Raw genomic sequence first — 16,199 nt, 5'->3', positions numbered from 1 at the left:
AATCAGAAAAAAATGAAAAAATATAAACACATTATAACAACGGTTTTTGTTGCTGGCTTGGCAATGACAACCGCCTGCAAAAAGCAATTGGATGTAAAAAATCCCAATTCACCAACGCTTGAGCAGGCAAAAACAGAATCGGGACTAACGTCACTTGCAGCCGGCAGTATTTATATTAACGGTTTTGTTAACGGCGATGGCTGGTTAGGTGATAGCTTTTTCTCGTTATGCTATGGGTTTCATGAATTGCTTGCCGATGATGTTTCGGCACAGGCAGCAAACCAGAACGTGAACCTTGTAAACGTACCAGACTACGCTATATTGGATGACGGCACAAAAGTGGTTAACACTCAGCCGCAAATAGCAAATTTAAGGCTCAATAACACCCGCGACAAGCAAAGCCAAAATATGTTCTACTACGAATGGCAGAGCATGTATGGATTGAATAACGCTTGTAATCAAATCCTGGCGCTTGCAGGTACAGTGCCATTGTCAGGCGACGCTGGTACAAAGCTTGCCACATATAAAGCGTGGGCTTACTGGTGGAAGGGCTATGCCTATGCGAGGCTTGGTTCGGTTTATTATGCCGGCATAATAAATAATGGAATAAGCGCTACCAACGCTACTTATGTCAACAGCGCAGCATTAATTGCTGAATCAAACAAAAACCTGCAGCAGGCCGCATCCATTTTAAGTGGTATAACCGCAAACGACACCTATACCGCATTAATGGGTAAATTAATACCTTCATTCTTCCAGGCAGGTAACGCCCAGGTGCCAACCCCGGCGATGTTTGTCCGCAGTATCAATACTTTGATGGCACGCAACCTGTTGGCAAATACACGTACGAGCGTGATGACTGCTGCCAACTGGCAGGCTGTTCTGGCTCTGGCCAATACTGGTATCCAGGCATCAGACAATGTTTTTGCCGGATTTACGACAACCAACAACTATATATTTTCGCCGGGTGGAGGCTCAGTTGCCGCAAATACTTCTGGCGACGAAACCGCCAGCAGCTTTACCATAAGCGAGAGGCTTGTGCAGGATATTAAACCGAACGATAAACGCCTTGCTGAGAACTTTCTGCAGGTTACCCCATTCTTTAACCAGGTAGGTGGATTTACATTTAGTACAAGGTGGAAGCTATATGATGCAAAAATTGACGTGGTGCCTCATAATGGTGCCATTCAGTTAGCCGACAAAACGCCAGGCAACCAGGAAGTTTATATCGGTCCTTCATACGAAGAAAACGAGCTGATGAAAGCCGAGGCGCTTATCAATACCGGCCAGATAGAATTAGGCTTGGCAAGCATTGAAAACGTTAGAGACTACCAGGGCGCCGGGTTGCCTAAAGTTACAAACACTGGCTTGAATTTAGCCCAGGCGCTTGAAGAACTGCGGAAAGAACGCCGCCTGGCATTGCTATTCCGCGGTACTGCGTTTTATGATGCCAGGAGATGGGGTGTAATATATGACATTTCAGAAGGTGGTGGCCGTACCAATGCGGTAGTGCTGTCACCAAATGGTGTATTGAGCACACATGCAACAATTAACTACAACTTCCTTGATTATTGGGATGTACCGGCTGATGAATTTGTTTTAAATCCGCCGGGAGCAGGAAGTGCGCCGGTTTTAAATCCAAAAAAATAATACCCTCGTTCTTATAATATCAGTTAATGTTTACAATGATGGTCGCACACGAAAATTGTGCGGCCATTTTTTGTTTAAGGTTAGGGTTTTTTAGGATATGTTTGCTGCAAGCATTTACGATAATGAATATGTTAAAATGTATTTTTAATTGGAGCGGGGGTAAAGACAGCAGCCTGGCTTTATACCATTGTCTTCAAAACCCGGACATCGATATCAAGTACCTTGTGACGACAATAAATGATGCTGCCGACAGGATATCAATGCATGGCGTACGGGTTGAACTTTTGATTGCACAGGCTGAAAGCATTGGGATTCCGTTATATCAAATCCGCCTGCCCGAAATGCCGGACATGGAAACGTACGATAATGCCATGCGCGGGCACCTGGATTTTTTTAAGCGGCAGGGGATTACCCACTCTATTTTCGGTGATATATTTTTAGAGGATTTGAAAGACTATCGCGACGCACGTTTGGCCGAGGTAGATATGCTTGGGATTTACCCGTTATGGAAACGCGACACGCATGAGCTGATAAACGAGTTTTTAAACCTGGGATTCGGCACCGTAATAGCCTGCACACAGGAACAACTAGGCGAACTGGCAGGGCAGGAGATAAGCCCCAATCTTATTGCCTCATTGCCGGCTGGTGTTGACGTTTGCGGCGAAAATGGCGAGTTTCACACCTTCGCATTTAAAGGGCCGATCTTTAAAAAGGAAATAAAATATAAGTTAGGAGAGAAAGTGTTTAGGGAGTTTAACGCACCTAAAACAGATGACGACTGCGTGCATTCGCAAGCTGAAAACAAACTCACCGGATTTTGGTACCAGGACCTTATTTGGGCTTGACTTCCCATTTATTTGGCACTTTTTGGGCGCAGAATTAAATTTGGTTGCGATTTTAAAACTCTATTAATTATTTAATAACCAGATTGTTACGTCGTGTTTTAGTAATAAACAATTAAGACATAAAGTAGCTAAATAGGTAATTTTAAGCATTATTTGCCAAATAAAATTCTGCACAACAAGATGCAGTGTGTTAATTCATTATTTGTCAATAAGTTACACGATTTTATATAAACTAATAATTGTAGCGACTATAAGTTTGCTTGAAATCCGAGCGCATCGCGGTAAACCTGGCGGCAACGGTTTTTAAAAACTCTTCATCCAGCAATTCGAATACACTGTTTACACCGTCGAGCAAATCGGCTTCGGCAATTTTATAGGTTTGTTCATAGCTCCCCTGCTCTATCTTAACAATAAACTTGCGGTTCATATTGAGGATGGATATTTTGAATTCGGGATGGGGGAGTTCAGCGATGATTCTCATGGCATAAATTTAACAACGGATTGCTATTTTGCTAAATAAAACAATAAATATGAGATTGGGCTTATTAACTTTTAACGGGGCTTGTCTATTTTTGTACCATGGCAGAAGATTTAAACATCACCACATCAACCAATAAAGCAGAACAATACCAATCGTTAATCCCGCAAATTGAAGCGCTGTTAACGGGCGAGTCGGATTTGATAGCTAACCTGGCCAACGTTTGTGCGGCATTAAAGGAGCAGTTTAAATGGTTTTGGGTTGGATTTTACCTGGTTAAAGGCGACGAACTGGTGCTTGGGCCATTCCAGGGGCTGGTTGCTTGTACACGTATTGGTTTGGGCAGGGGAGTTTGCGGTGCCGCGTGGCAGCAGGAAAAAACCTTAATAGTTCCCGATGTTGATGCGTTCCCTGGTCATATTGCCTGCAGTTCGCTTTCAAAATCGGAGATTGTGTTGCCGTTGTTTAACGATGGCAAAGTTGTTGCTGTGCTTGATGTAGACAGCGAGGCGTTTGATCAGTTTGATGAAACCGACGCGGTGTATCTTCAGCAGATCATAGAGCTGGTAAATTTTAAATGAGCAAAATATTTGTAATACCCGGGCTTGGTGCGGACAGCAGGGCCTATAACAAAATTGATTTAAGCGGCCATGATGTTGTTAAGGTTGATTGGCTTGAACCTGATAAAACAGATACTTTAAAAACTTACGCGCAAAAGCTTATCTTACAATACAATATAACGCCATTATCGGTGGTTATCGGCAATTCGTTAGGCGGAATGCTGGCCATTGAAATTTCCAAAATCCTGCCGCTCAAAAAAACGATCCTTATATCCAGCGTTAAAACAATTGACGAAGCACCTGTGTATTTCTCGCTATTTCGCATATTGCCTGTTTACAAATTAATCCCCGGAAAACTGGTAACGTCATTGGGTTTTATGATAAGGTTTGTATTTGGCAAAATGAATGAAGCCGATGAATGGCTGTTTAATGATATGTTAAAAAACTCATCGCCAGGATTTGTAAAATGGGCTATGGGAGCAACGGTGACCTGGAATAATAAAATCATCCCGCAAAATGTATGCACCATTACCGGTAATAAGGATCATGTTTTTGATTACCGGCGAATAAGGGACGCGATTATAGTAAAGGGCGGTACCCATATTATGATATTTAACCGGGCGGATGAGATCAGTAAAATACTAAAAGATATCCTCGCAGAATGAAGTTACCCGCAACCTATTACCATAACCCGGATGTGGTTGCTTTAAGTCGCGACCTGATCGGTAAGTATTTATTTACCTGTATCGACTGTGTAATTACCGGCGGTTATATTGTTGAAACAGAAGCCTATAACGGCGTTATTGACAGAGCTTCACACGCTTATGGCAACCGGCTTACCCCCAGAACAAAAACAATGTACAAGGCCGGTGGAATTGCTTACGTTTATCTTTGTTACGGTATTCACGAGATGTTTAATATCGTTACCAATGTTGAAGGCAACCCAAACGCAATTCTAATCCGCGCCATCCAACCAACAGAAGGTTTGGAAGTAATGCAGGTTAGGCGCAACATGCCGGTTGTTAAACCAACCATTACTATGGGGCCGGGCTCGGTTGCAAAAGCACTGGGAATCTCGCGTGCTATAAATGCCTGTAGCCTGCAGAGCGATACCATTTGGATCGAGGACAGGGGATTAACTTTCCCTGATGAAAATGTTGCAGCCGTGCCGCGTGTGGGCGTTGACTACGCCGGTGAAGATGCGTTGCTGCCTTATCGTTTTTATGTAAAAGGGAATATTTACGTCAGCAAACCCAACAAATAAATCATCTCTGTTTGGTTTTTTGTAATATTGGCACATGAATTTCCAAAACACTTTGGAGTATGCCACCCAATTGGATGAGCAGGATCCGCTAAAAGATTTTCAGGGTAAATTTCTTGCGCCGAAACACAATGGGAAGGACGCGATTTATTTTTGCGGTAACTCATTAGGGTTGCAGCCTGTAACTGCGCGGCAGTATATTAATGAACAAATGGGTAACTGGCAAGACCTGGCGATTGAAGGTTTTTTCGCCGGAGATGACCCATGGCTTGGTTATCATAAACAACTTACCGGCACACTTGCGGGTATTGTCGGCGCAAAAAGCGAAGAAATAACCATTATGAATTCGCTTACAGTAAACCTTCATTTACTTTTGGTAAGTTTCTATAAACCAACACAAAAGCGTTTTAAAATATTAATGGAAGGCGGCGCTTTTCCGTCCGACCAGTATGCTTTAGCCAGCCAGGTCAGGTTTCATGGTTATGACCCCAAAGACGCAATTATTGAACAATTTCCACGCCCGGGAGAAGATACTTTACGGACTGAAGAAATACTTAAAACGATCGCCGATAATAAAGACGAACTTGCACTGGTGTTATTTGGTGGCATAAACTATTATACCGGTCAGTGTTTTGATATGGCTGCGATAACCAGGGCTAGCCATGATATTGGCGCCATCGCCGGTTTTGATTTGGCACACGCCGCGGGCAACGTGATTTTGAAGTTACACGATTGGGATGTGGATTTTGCCTGCTGGTGCTCGTACAAGTATATGAACTCGGGGCCAGGAGGAATAAGTGGAGCATTTGTGAATGAAAAGCACTTTAGCGATAATTCGTTGGACCGTTTTGCCGGTTGGTGGGGCCACCGCGAAGATCGTCGTTTTTTAATGCCGCCGGTATTTGAAGCCGACCGCGGCGCCGCAGGATGGCAGGTAAGCACCAGTCCAATAATGCTCCTGGCGCTGCATAAAGCCGCCCTGGACATTTTTGAACAAGCAGGCGGCATAGAACCTCTCCGAAAAAAAAGCGAGCTCCTGACGGCTTATTTGGAGTTCATTATAAACGAAGTTAACCAAGCTAACGGCGACGAGCTTTTTAAGATCATTACTCCCCCAAATAAACAGGACCGCGGCTGCCAGCTTTCCATAGTTTGCAAACAAAACGCCAAAGCCACTTTCAATTATCTAACCGATAACGGCATAATAGGCGACTGGCGCGAACCAAATGTTATCCGCATAAGCCCTGTGCCGTTGTATAACAGTTTTAAACAGGTATTTGAATTTGGGCAGATATTGAGTGAGGGAGTGAAGTTGTAAAGGGAATAAACAACATTGATTTATTAATGGGTATGCGACTTTTTACCTGTCGGTTATTATGGAGCTGCAAATTTCGGAAATAAAAATGAAGAAATACTGACACAGTTTTGTCAGTAATATTTGCGTTTTTGACGATGTATTAAAACTCAAAAACAACTTATCTGGCCCATGAATGAACTTTTTGACGAAGTGTATCGACATTTTATTGTTCCACCCTGTTCTATATGTTTCACTGTGAACAGCAACGTTTTTTGGGTTATTATAACAACTGATGGTATAATATTGTCCGCTAATCAGCAGATAATGTTGGCGTTCAGGTAAGGCTTACGTAAACCGGGTTGAATGACCAATGACAGCGCAGCGAAATTATTTATGACCAATTTAAAAATAGCTTACGATCCGATTTATGCACATCCTTTACCAGAAGGCCATCGTTTCCCGATGCTGAAATACGAGCTGATACCCGGACAGTTGCTGCATGAGGGACTTATTGAAGCTGGTAATTTATTTTCGCCAGGGCTACTTGATGAACAAGTTATTCTGTGGACACACAATGAAACCTACTGGGAACGGCTGCGCGATTTAACCCTTCCGCCGCGCGAACAAAGGCGGACGGGCTTTCCATTGTCGGCTAGCCTAATCGAGCGCGAAATACGGATAGCAAAGGGCACAATCGATGGCTGCCACTACGCAAGAGAATTTGGAATTGCCTTTAGCATTGCCGGCGGTACCCATCATGCTGGCACAAACTGGGGCGAAGGTTTTTGCCTGTTAAACGATCAGGCGATTGCGGCTAATTACCTGTTAAATAACAAATTGGCCTCTTCTGTCTTAATAATAGATTTAGATGTGCACCAGGGAAATGGCACGGCCCAGATATTCGCCGGTGATCCAAATGTGTTTACATTTTCGATGCATGGTGCCAATAACTTCCCATTCCGGAAAGAGCAATCTGACTTGGACATTGCACTGCCGGATGGTGTGACAGATGAAGAGTATTTGCATTTGCTAAAACAAACGCTGCCCGATTTGATAAGCAGGCAAAAACCAGATTTTATATTTTACCTTGCTGGCGTGGATGTGTTGTCATCCGACAAATTGGGTAAGATGGCATTGACAATTGAGGGTTGTAAAGAACGGGACCGGTTTGTTTTCGAGCAATGTATAACCAATAAAATACCAGTGCAGGTGAGCATGGGTGGCGGATATTCGCCGGACATCAAGGATATTGTAAACGCACATTGCAATACTTACAGGCTGGCGGGTGAAATGTATTTTTAAACACACAACTAACATACTTACAATACAATGCATAAATTTATTAAACTGATTGTTGTTGCAGTTTTAACGTTCGCCCACGCGAGTGGAATTGCCCAGCCTGGAGTTCACGACCTAAAATTTGATTCTCTTGCAGCCCGGTGGGACGAGGGTATTCCCCTGGGTAACGGCACATTGGGCGCGCTCATCTGGCAAAAACAAAACCACTTGCGCTTCTCGCTGGATAGGGCTGATCTCTGGGACGAACGCCCAATGAAAGGTCTGCACCGGAAAGAATTCAGTTACCAATGGGTGCACGAACAGGTTGTGCAAAAAACGAACTATGAGCAGGTACAAAAATATTTCGACGAGCCTTACGACAATGAACCGGCACCGTCAAAAATACCTGGCGCAGGGCTCGAGTTTGATACCAAAGCGTGGGGAAAAGTTAAATCGGTACATCTTTCAATAAACAATGCGCTTTGTGAAGTAAAATGGATAGATGGCACTACATTAAAAACTTATGTAAACGCTACGAACCCCGTTGGCTGGTTCAGATTTGAAAACGTGCCGTTAGATTTCGTTCCTAAAATAGTACCGCCTTTATACCAGGCCCCACCGACAAAAGGCGAGGTAAATTCGCTGGTTGGGGATGATTTATCCAAATTGGGGTACAAGCAGGGTACAGTAAAACGACAGGGAAACAGCATTACTTACGAGCAGCAAGGATGGGGTGGTTTTGAATATGAAGTTAACGTGCGGTGGAAAAGAATTGGTAACAGTGTTGAAGGTGTTTGGAGCATATCTTCGCAAAAAGCCGATAAAAAAGTAAATCCACTAGCATCGGTACTGACCGAACAAGCTTTACAACATAGCTTTAAAGATGATTTTTCCGGCCATCAGTCATGGTGGGGAAAGTTTTGGAGCAAATCTGCCATTCATGTTCCTGACAGTTTGCTCGAAAAGCAATGGTACCTTGAACAGTATAAATTTGGTTCGGCGGCCCGAGCCGATGCGCCGCCAATTTCACTGCAGGCAGTATGGACTGCCGACAACGGCCGTATCCCACCCTGGAAGGGCGATTATCACCACGATTTAAATACCCAGCTTAGCTATTGGCCATCATACAGCAGCAATCATTTGAAAGAGGGCATGGGTTACCTCAATCACCTGGATGCCAATAAAGCCGATTATAAACGGTATACCAAAATGTATTTTAATGAACCGGGTCTTGCTGTGCCCGGTGTAACCACCCTCGATGGTATCGAGATGGGTGGGTGGATACAGTATTCGCTATCTCCCACAGTGTCGTCATGGCTGGGCCAGCATTATTACCTGCAGTGGCGTTATAGCATGGACAGGCAGTTTTTAAAAAACAGGGCTTATCCATGGATTAAGGACGCCGCAACTTTTCTGGAACACCTAACAGTTACCGGTAAAGATGGTAAACGCCAATTGCCCATGAGCTCGAGCCCGGAAATTAACGACAATTCATTAAGTGCCTGGTTTCCTCAAAATACTAACTACGATCTGTCGCTAATGAAATTTACATTCCGAGCTGCGGCCGAGCTGGCAACGGAACTTGGACAAAACGCAGAAGCCGCCCACTGGCGTAAAATATCCCTTGAATTGGGTGATTTTGCCCTTACAGCAAATAATGAACTGAAGTTTGCGCCAACCATGGCCTATAATCAATCGCACAGGCATTTTTCTCATGCTATGTCAATCTATCCGTTAGGTCTAATAAAATGGGAGGACGGGCCGAGATCACAAAAGATAATTAAGAACACCATCCATCAATTGGATAGCATCGGCCCGGCATATTGGTGCGGCTATTCTTATGCCTGGCTCGGCAGTTTGAAGGCCCGTGCAAAAGATGGGGCAGGAGCTGCCGATGCATTAGGTATTTTTGCAAAAGCGTTTTGTTCTGTAAACAGCTTTCACCTAAACGGCGACCAAACAAAATCGGGGCTGTCAAAATTTACCTACAGGCCTTTTACGCTGGAGGGGAATTTTGCTTTCGCATCAGGCCTGCAGGAAATGCTGCTGCAAAGCTACGCTGGGTTTATAGAGGTTTTCCCGGCGGTTCCTGACAGTTGGAAAGATATTTCCTTTAAAACGTTAAGAGCCGAGGGGGCATTTTTGGTAAGCGCTAAAAAAGCAGATGCCCAAGTAACCGAAGTAAAGATATCGTCGGAAAAGGGCGGTATAACGAAACTTAAATTGCCATTCAGAACCCACGTTATACTGTCGAAAAAAGGAGTTGAGATAACAAACGGCCCGACTGGCTACCTTACATTAAATTTTAAAGCTAAAGGCGAAATCACCATAAATAATGGCTATGATTAATCCTGGGCAATAATTGCAATGGTTTTATCCCGGTGTTTTTTGCTTATAAATTGAAAACGTAAAAATAGCAGGATAGCGGATACCGCCAGGCCAAGCACCAATCCGAACCAAATACCATTAACGCCTAGATGAAGCGGCATCCCCAGCAAATAACCAACCGGTAAACCTACTACCCAATATGCAATAAATGTTATAGCCGTGGGCACATTCACGTCGCCCATGCCACGCAGTATGCCTAAGCCAACAACCTGGGTGCCGTCAAACAACTGGAACAGTGCGGCTATTATAAGTAGCTGTGCTGCAATATCTATTACTACTTTGTCTGTAGTATACATCCATGGTAATATATGATTCCCAAGCGTAAAAATAAAAGCTGTTACGAACATAAATGCGATCACTATATGGTAGTTTGATATCGCCGAATCCCTTAAAGTACGGTGGTCCTTAACACCGAAATAATTTCCGGACTTAATTGCCGCAGCAGCCGAAAGGCCGCTGGCCATCATGTAAGTAATGCCGGCCATATTAAGTGCTATTTGGTGGGCGGCTTGCTGATGGTAACCAATTGTACCAATCAATATGCCTGCACCGCTGAAAGCACTGATTTCGAAGGCATATTGCAATGCCACCGGCGCGCCTATCCTCAATATTTGCATACAGCGTTTACGACTCACACGTATAATGGAAAAACTGTTTAAATACGTTTTAAAACGTGTGGATTTAAAAATATACAAACTCATGGCAATTGCCATAATACTTCGGTCTATCAGTGTACTGTAACCAACGCCTTTAACTCCCATTGGGTGTACGCCAAAAAGGCCCTTTACAAAAATGACTCCTAAAATTATATTCAGGACATTGCCCCATACTGAGATAAGCATAGCTTGTTTGGTAAAGCCCAAGCCTTCTGCAAACTGCTTAAAAGTATTAAATATCAGCATTGGGATAACGGACAAGCCCAACAACATTAAAAACGGTTTGGCCTGCCGTACAACCTCCGGAGTTTGGTGCAGGTGCTGCAGTAGAAATGCCGACGACAAGGCTGTAGCCGTAAAAAGTAATATTCCTGTAATTAAATTTATTAACAGGCTGTTCGAAAGCAGCTTGCCGCACTCATCGTAATCGTTGCGTCCGTTAAGCTGCGCAATAAGCGGGGTTGATCCATAGGATATACCGAGCCCTATTACCATCACAATAATAAATATGTTGCTGCCAAGAGCAACAGCTGCAAGGCTGATAGTGCCAGCAAAGTGCCCGATAATTACACTGTCAGCAAATTGCACCAGTGTATGGCCCACTTGTGATATTACAACGGGTAAAGCTAGCACAAGATTAGTGCGATAATGCGGTTTATACTTGGTAAAAAAGGTCATCAATGAAAGCCTCGAAGATTTGAGGCTAAGTTAGTACATACTTATTATTCAAAAATTGCCATGAGAAAAGAATTTCATTATTATTCATTTCTCAGTATGCTGACGTTGCTCCTTGAATTTTGATTTAAGCCGCTGTGTAGAACTCTTCTTTCTCAGTCGTGTTTATCCTGATGATACCCGAAAGGATTAGATCAACCAATAGCTTTTGGGCTTTACGCCTGCCAATCTTTAGCAAATCGCAACATTCTTTTATGGTGATACGGGCAGTAGTTTCAAGGTATTGAAGCAGTGCTTTTTCGTTGGTGGAGTATTCTATCAGGACGCCCTCGTCGCCAGATGATCGTTTGAGCACGTCAACAACAATTTTGCTGGCCAGTACGCTCTTGTCTTTCACCCTAACGTAAACCCACCATTTACCGTCCTCAGCCAATGCGTAATGTGGTTTTATGGTACTTTCAGCAATATCAACTACCAGCACCAGCTTATCATCAACATAAACTTCTTCAAACACAGGCTCAAGTGCTGGCCTGGCGAACAGATGCGCTGCTTTAGTTATCATGTAGCGCTCCTCATCTTCTGATTTTACACCTTTTATGGTGCCGTCATCCGCTACGCCAATCAGCAGCTTGCCGCCCCTGTTGTTGGCATAGCTAACCATGGTGCGGGCGATTTTCTCGCAGCTGGTAATGGTTTTTTTAAAGTCGAGTGTTACACCTTCGCCCTCAAAAATTAACCGCTTCACGTTCATAATTTTTCCTTTTTAAGCGCTTTATAAGGCGAATGAATTTCCATCCAATTTTGGGGCTTACTCAGTTCGCTAAAACCAAACTGTTTGTAAAGTCCGTGTGCATCTGCAGTGGCCAGCGACCACCTCCTTAAGCCCTGTAAACCGGGATATTTAACAATTGTTTGTACCAGCCATTTCGATAAGCCGATACGGCGATGCTCCGAAAGGATAAAAACATCACAAATGTAGGCAAATGTGGCATTGTCAGTCACCACGCGGGCAAAACCTGCTTGTTTATCCTCATGGTAAACCCCAAAGCATAATGAGCCCTCAATTGCCTTTTTCAGCGTTTCTGCCGGGATGCCCTGGGCCCAATACGATTCCCCGTCTAAATAATTATAAATTAACTCAACGTCGAGCAGGTTTTTATCGGTTGAAATTTTATAATTATTTTTAAGAAAGGCTTCATCATTTATTATAGTATGCATTGTCTATCAGTAGATTAAATATAAAATAAGTAGGGGAGTATCAACAAAAGTTACATAAGCCCAAGCATCTAAATATCAGAAATTTCTGCTGAAAAAGCCATTTAAAATTGTGGGAGGGAGGTAATTTTTTTGATTTTATCGGGAAAAGTAATTCTGTTAATATTTTCTAAAACGAAAATATTGCAAATAATAACGAAAGTTTTAGTGTTGTTATCAAACATTTATCGATAAAAAACAAAACCTATGAAAAAGCAAATCGTAAATTTTGCGCTAATCGCTGCAATAATTGGATCAATAGCTGGCTGCGGCTCGTCAAAAAGCGCAACCGATAGTGACACTACTAAAAAAGACACAACCAAAATGACTCCGCCGCCACCGGCAAAAATCGACACGATGAAGAAGGACACTACGCATCACTAAACGCATAAACAACAAAGGCTTTGGAAACTACCAGAGCCTTTGTTGTGTTTAAAGAAAAGTTAAAACGGACTCTTTACCAGGCCGCCATCAGCTCTGATTGCTGCTCCGTTGGTTCCGATTGATAAATCGCTGGCTATGTAGGCAACCGTACTTGCTATTTCGTCCGGCGTTAAAAATCGCTGAAGGATTGATGTTGGGCGGGCAGTTTTAAAAAACTCCTTTTCCATTTCTTCAACTGTGATATTTTGTTGCTTCGCCATGTCTTTAACGAATGTACCTGCGCCTTCAGAAAATGTTGGGCCGGGCAATACTGCGTTTACCGTTACATTGGTGCCTTTAGTTAGTTCAGCCAGGCCACGAGCGACGGCGATCTGGGCGGTTTTCGTCATCCCGTAATGAATCATTTCTTCAGGAATTTGAATAGCCGATTCGCTTGAAATAAATATAATACGCCCCCAGTTTTTAGCCAGCATTTTATTAAAATATGCCCTGGACAAACGCACGCCGCTTAAAACGTTTACCTCGTAAAATTTAATCCAGTCCTCGTCCGGTATATCACTAAATTGCTTTGGTTCAAAAATTCCAACATTATTGATCAAAATATCAACCTCTGGCAATTGCTCAATTAATAGATTAACCTGGTGTACGTCGGCAAAATCTGCCACCAAGCCTTTAATCGCCGCATTTCCCGTTTCCCGCTTTAAGTTTTCCACGGCGAGGTTAACGCGCTCCGCCGTGCGTCCATTTACAAAAACATTTACACCTTCATTAGCTAACGCTTTTGCAATTGCATAACCGATACCCGCAGTTGAGCCGGTTACCAGCGCCGTTTTATTTTTTATTTTTAAATCCATAGTTAATTCTGCTTTTAACAAGTTTAAGGATGTTTTTTCAATATGTTAAGATTTGCAAAAAAGATGGAATGATATTGACAATGTCTCTTAAATCTTAAATAATAATTTATCACATAATTAACATTATGTTAAGTACTAAATTTAATTATAAGGGAGAGTTACTTATTCTCTCCCTTATTTACTACTTACCCCCTCCGGAGTTTACAGCATCAATCTTTTGTTTTAACTCATTCGCCTTGGCCTTATTCTCCGCCGCATGCGCAGGATCTGATTTTGCCCTGTAATAGTTCCTTAAATTTGTAAGCGCATTTACATCGTTCGGTTTAAGGTCGACTGCTTTTTGTAGGTATGGTTTTGCGGGTTCCAACATTTTGTCTGATTTTGCCATCTCCGCATCATATTGTTTCTGTGCACTCGACGGCAATTTTTGAGCAGCGTTAAACACGTCCAACGCTGGCTGCATTAATGTGATACCTAAATTCATATTTGCTTCAAAAAAATCCGGATCCATTTCCAATGCCTTTTTGTAGGCATCTGCAGCTTTACCCTGGTTTTCCGTAGCAGTTGCCTTTTCCTTGGCTTTGGTAGCATCGTCTTTAGCTTTTGCCGCTCTCGCAATTGCAGCGTCAGCAACTTGCGAATAAGTTAAACCCAGGTAATAATATAGGTCCTTGTTTTTAGGATCAGTTGTTATCGCAGCTTGTATTTTAGACACAACATCAGCCTGTTTACCTGATACCAATGCGATTTCAATTTCCCGTTTACGCAATTCGGAGTATTTTGGGAATTTTTCAATTCCTTCGGCTGCTATCTTCAATGCATTAGTTGTGTCTTTTGTAGTCAGGTAGATGGTCGTCATGTCATAATATGCCTTGGGAGCTCCTGAGTATTTGGTGGTAACAAGTTTTTTATAGTTATCCAACGCGTATTGATAATACTTAGGGTCTTTATCTGCGGCATTACCGGCGGAAAGTGCTGTATAATAAATAGCATTTGTATCGTCGGGCAAAATTGTGCGATAGTAATCAAATTCCTTATAAGCCTCGTCATACCGTTTACTTTGGTAATCCTTAACCCCCGCCGTTAACTTATATTGGGCAAGATTGATATTGGCATCGTCAATCAGTTTTTTAAATTCATTTTTGGTATCTAATTCTTTAGCTTTTTTAACTGCTTCATCTGCGGTAGCAAATAACGGTGCCGACGTTGTAGCCACGGTATCGTCAACCGCCAGCGACGAGTAGATAGCAGCTTTTAACGCGTGAGTTTGAGGCATAGTTGCCGTCTTTTCGTTGGTTGAAGCCTTGTCAATAGATGTTTTGGCATCTCCAAGACTCTTTTTAGATTGTGCCTGGATTGCGGCAACTTTTTGACCGCGCAAGGTGGCATAGTTGTCATAGGCTGATTGTGCGTCTTTCAGTTCGCCTTTTTGTGCAAAAGCCGCAACCGAAGCTATGCCTAAAAGGCATGTCATCAAAAGTTTCATTTTCATGATTTATTATTGATTGGTTAACTGTTTTAGTTTATTGTTTACCTTGTTAATTTCATCCTGGTTACCTGCCTGTGTATAAACTTGTTGCAATATCTGCAGGCAGTTTTTGTTATTCGGCGATATCTCATTGGCCTTTTCAAGCCATTGCGCAGCACGTGTGTTGTTTGGTGTGTTGCCCTGCTCCTGCTTTTTGGTGCTTTCTTTAAAGTACAATAGCCCCAGGTTAAATATAGGGTCGTAAGCCGAACTGTTCAAATCTATCGAATGTAAATATAAAGACTCTGCTTTATCATATTGGTTTAAATTGTCATAACAAACAGCGGCAACAAACGCAATATCGGCGTTATTTGAATTAATGTCAAGCAGTGCCGGTAACAATGGTGCTAACGACCGGTAATCTTTCCTGTTACTGTAAATATTCGCCTCATCAAGCAGCAGGGTTTTATCATTTGGCAATAGTTTGCGACCTTTTTTTATAATGGCGAGGGCGCTGGCAGTGTCTCCTAATAGTTTGTAGTTATTTGATGCGGCCTGCACATATTCAATTTTTGTACTGTCGGCATTTACCAGGTCGGCGTAATTTTTTGCCGCGTCCTGCATATTGCCGAGTTTATTATTCGAAAATGCAATGTATGCTTTCAGCTCTTTAAAATTGGGCGCATACTTTTGTGCGTTGGTAAACAGCTCAAGTGCATTGTTGTAATCAGAGTTGCGCGTGTACGCAAAAGCCTTCCGGATATAAACGTTTGCCAAACATCTTTTTGAATAATCTATTTCGGCCTGGTATTTATAGGCCTTTCGCCTGGAAACAAGATTATCGACAAGTGAAGTTGTTTGTGCGAAAAAACTTGCCGGCTGGTTAAGTTTATTCAGCGTATCAATATACAATATGCTTGAATTAACAACTACCCGGTAAACCATTTTTTCAATATCAGCGGAGTCAGCTTTATTGGTAATTAGACTATCGACGGATTTTTTGGCATTTGCCAGGTATTTCAAATCCTTTTTCTGCTTATAAAATGCCAGGCTATTAACTACCCCTTTAAGCACTTCTGTTTGGCAAAATGCAACAGAAGTGCTAAAGGTTAATAGTAATACCGGTAATATAATTTTACGGTAAATCATTA

16 protein-coding genes are annotated in these 16,199 nt (G+C 42.7%); 9 read left to right on the top strand and 7 right to left on the bottom strand.

The features are described from left to right. Window positions 1-12: 12 nt before the first annotated feature. Together Q0R52_RS16445 and Q0R52_RS16440 are read left to right on the top strand one after the other, a co-directional pair. On the top strand, window positions 13-1,650 hold the full coding sequence (locus tag Q0R52_RS16445) for a RagB/SusD family nutrient uptake outer membrane protein (RefSeq protein ID WP_295796182.1): 1,638 nt from the start codon (window positions 13-15) through the stop codon (window positions 1,648-1,650). A gap of 128 nt (window positions 1,651-1,778) precedes the next feature. Beyond that, complete coding sequence (locus tag Q0R52_RS16440) at window positions 1,779-2,495, top strand: diphthine--ammonia ligase (protein ID WP_295796180.1); 717 nt, start codon at window positions 1,779-1,781, stop codon at window positions 2,493-2,495. 232 nt (window positions 2,496-2,727) lie between these two features. On the opposite strand, the gene Q0R52_RS16435 is transcribed toward Q0R52_RS16440, so the two are convergent. Continuing rightward, window positions 2,728-2,976: a hypothetical protein gene (locus Q0R52_RS16435; RefSeq protein ID WP_295796179.1), complete on the bottom strand. Its 249-nt coding sequence runs from the start codon at window positions 2,974-2,976 to the stop codon at window positions 2,728-2,730. A 98-nt stretch (window positions 2,977-3,074) separates the two neighbouring features. Here Q0R52_RS16435 and Q0R52_RS16430 point away from each other — a divergent pair, with 98 nt between their 5' ends. The 6 genes from Q0R52_RS16430 (at window position 3,075) to Q0R52_RS16405 (ending at window position 9,718) form a co-directional block, all read left to right on the top strand. Continuing rightward, on the top strand, window positions 3,075-3,554 hold the full coding sequence (locus tag Q0R52_RS16430) for a GAF domain-containing protein (RefSeq protein WP_295796177.1): 480 nt from the start codon (window positions 3,075-3,077) through the stop codon (window positions 3,552-3,554). Next, entirely contained in the window at window positions 3,551-4,198 is a 648-nt protein-coding gene (locus Q0R52_RS16425; RefSeq protein ID WP_295796175.1) for an alpha/beta hydrolase, read from the top strand. Before Q0R52_RS16430 ends, Q0R52_RS16425 begins: the two co-directional genes overlap by 4 nt. After that, entirely contained in the window at window positions 4,195-4,797 is a 603-nt protein-coding gene (locus tag Q0R52_RS16420; RefSeq protein ID WP_295796173.1) for a DNA-3-methyladenine glycosylase, read from the top strand. The genes Q0R52_RS16425 and Q0R52_RS16420 overlap by 4 nt, the downstream gene beginning before the upstream one ends. A gap of 34 nt (window positions 4,798-4,831) precedes the next feature. Continuing rightward, a complete protein-coding gene (gene kynU, locus Q0R52_RS16415; protein ID WP_295796171.1) occupies window positions 4,832-6,112 on the top strand; it encodes a kynureninase in 1,281 nt (426 codons plus the stop codon). Between the two features lie 342 nt (window positions 6,113-6,454). Beyond that, the gene (locus Q0R52_RS16410) at window positions 6,455-7,393 is read left to right on the top strand and encodes a histone deacetylase (protein WP_295796170.1); all 939 of its coding nucleotides are present in this window, start codon (window positions 6,455-6,457) and stop codon (window positions 7,391-7,393) included. 27 nt (window positions 7,394-7,420) lie between these two features. Beyond that, window positions 7,421-9,718: a glycoside hydrolase family 95-like protein gene (locus tag Q0R52_RS16405; RefSeq protein ID WP_295796168.1), complete on the top strand. Its 2,298-nt coding sequence runs from the start codon at window positions 7,421-7,423 to the stop codon at window positions 9,716-9,718. On the opposite strand, the gene Q0R52_RS16400 is transcribed toward Q0R52_RS16405, so the two are convergent. From Q0R52_RS16400 to Q0R52_RS16390, 3 genes are all read right to left on the bottom strand, one after another. After that, window positions 9,715-11,046, bottom strand: coding sequence for an MATE family efflux transporter (locus Q0R52_RS16400; RefSeq protein ID WP_366520911.1), 1,332 nt, complete (start codon window positions 11,044-11,046; stop codon window positions 9,715-9,717). The genes Q0R52_RS16405 and Q0R52_RS16400 overlap by 4 nt on opposite strands. Before the next feature lie 169 nt (window positions 11,047-11,215). After that, window positions 11,216-11,839, bottom strand: a complete 624-nt coding sequence (locus Q0R52_RS16395; protein ID WP_295796164.1) for an RNA-binding domain-containing protein — start codon at window positions 11,837-11,839, stop codon at window positions 11,216-11,218. Continuing rightward, window positions 11,836-12,306, bottom strand: coding sequence for a GNAT family N-acetyltransferase (locus tag Q0R52_RS16390; RefSeq protein WP_295796163.1), 471 nt, complete (start codon window positions 12,304-12,306; stop codon window positions 11,836-11,838). The genes Q0R52_RS16395 and Q0R52_RS16390 overlap by 4 nt, the downstream gene beginning before the upstream one ends. A 243-nt stretch (window positions 12,307-12,549) precedes the next feature. On the opposite strand from Q0R52_RS16390, the gene Q0R52_RS16385 reads away from it, so the two are divergent. Further along, the gene (locus Q0R52_RS16385; RefSeq protein ID WP_295796161.1) at window positions 12,550-12,726 is read left to right on the top strand and encodes a hypothetical protein; all 177 of its coding nucleotides are present in this window, start codon (window positions 12,550-12,552) and stop codon (window positions 12,724-12,726) included. 59 nt (window positions 12,727-12,785) lie between these two features. On the opposite strand, the gene Q0R52_RS16380 is transcribed toward Q0R52_RS16385, so the two are convergent. The 3 genes from Q0R52_RS16380 to Q0R52_RS16370 form a co-directional block, all read right to left on the bottom strand. Continuing rightward, window positions 12,786-13,580, bottom strand: coding sequence for an SDR family oxidoreductase (locus Q0R52_RS16380; RefSeq protein WP_295796160.1), 795 nt, complete (start codon window positions 13,578-13,580; stop codon window positions 12,786-12,788). Between the two features lie 181 nt (window positions 13,581-13,761). Then, window positions 13,762-15,072, bottom strand: a complete 1,311-nt coding sequence (locus tag Q0R52_RS16375; RefSeq protein ID WP_295796158.1) for a hypothetical protein — start codon at window positions 15,070-15,072, stop codon at window positions 13,762-13,764. A gap of 6 nt (window positions 15,073-15,078) precedes the next feature. After that, window positions 15,079-16,197, bottom strand: a complete 1,119-nt coding sequence (locus tag Q0R52_RS16370; RefSeq protein ID WP_295796156.1) for a hypothetical protein — start codon at window positions 16,195-16,197, stop codon at window positions 15,079-15,081. Between the last annotated feature and the right edge of the window lie 2 nt (window positions 16,198-16,199).

The sequence above is a fragment of the Mucilaginibacter sp. genome (assembly GCF_025359345.1).
Taxonomy (GTDB): domain Bacteria; phylum Bacteroidota; class Bacteroidia; order Sphingobacteriales; family Sphingobacteriaceae; genus Mucilaginibacter.
This window is presented reverse-complemented; position numbering and strand designations above follow the sequence as displayed.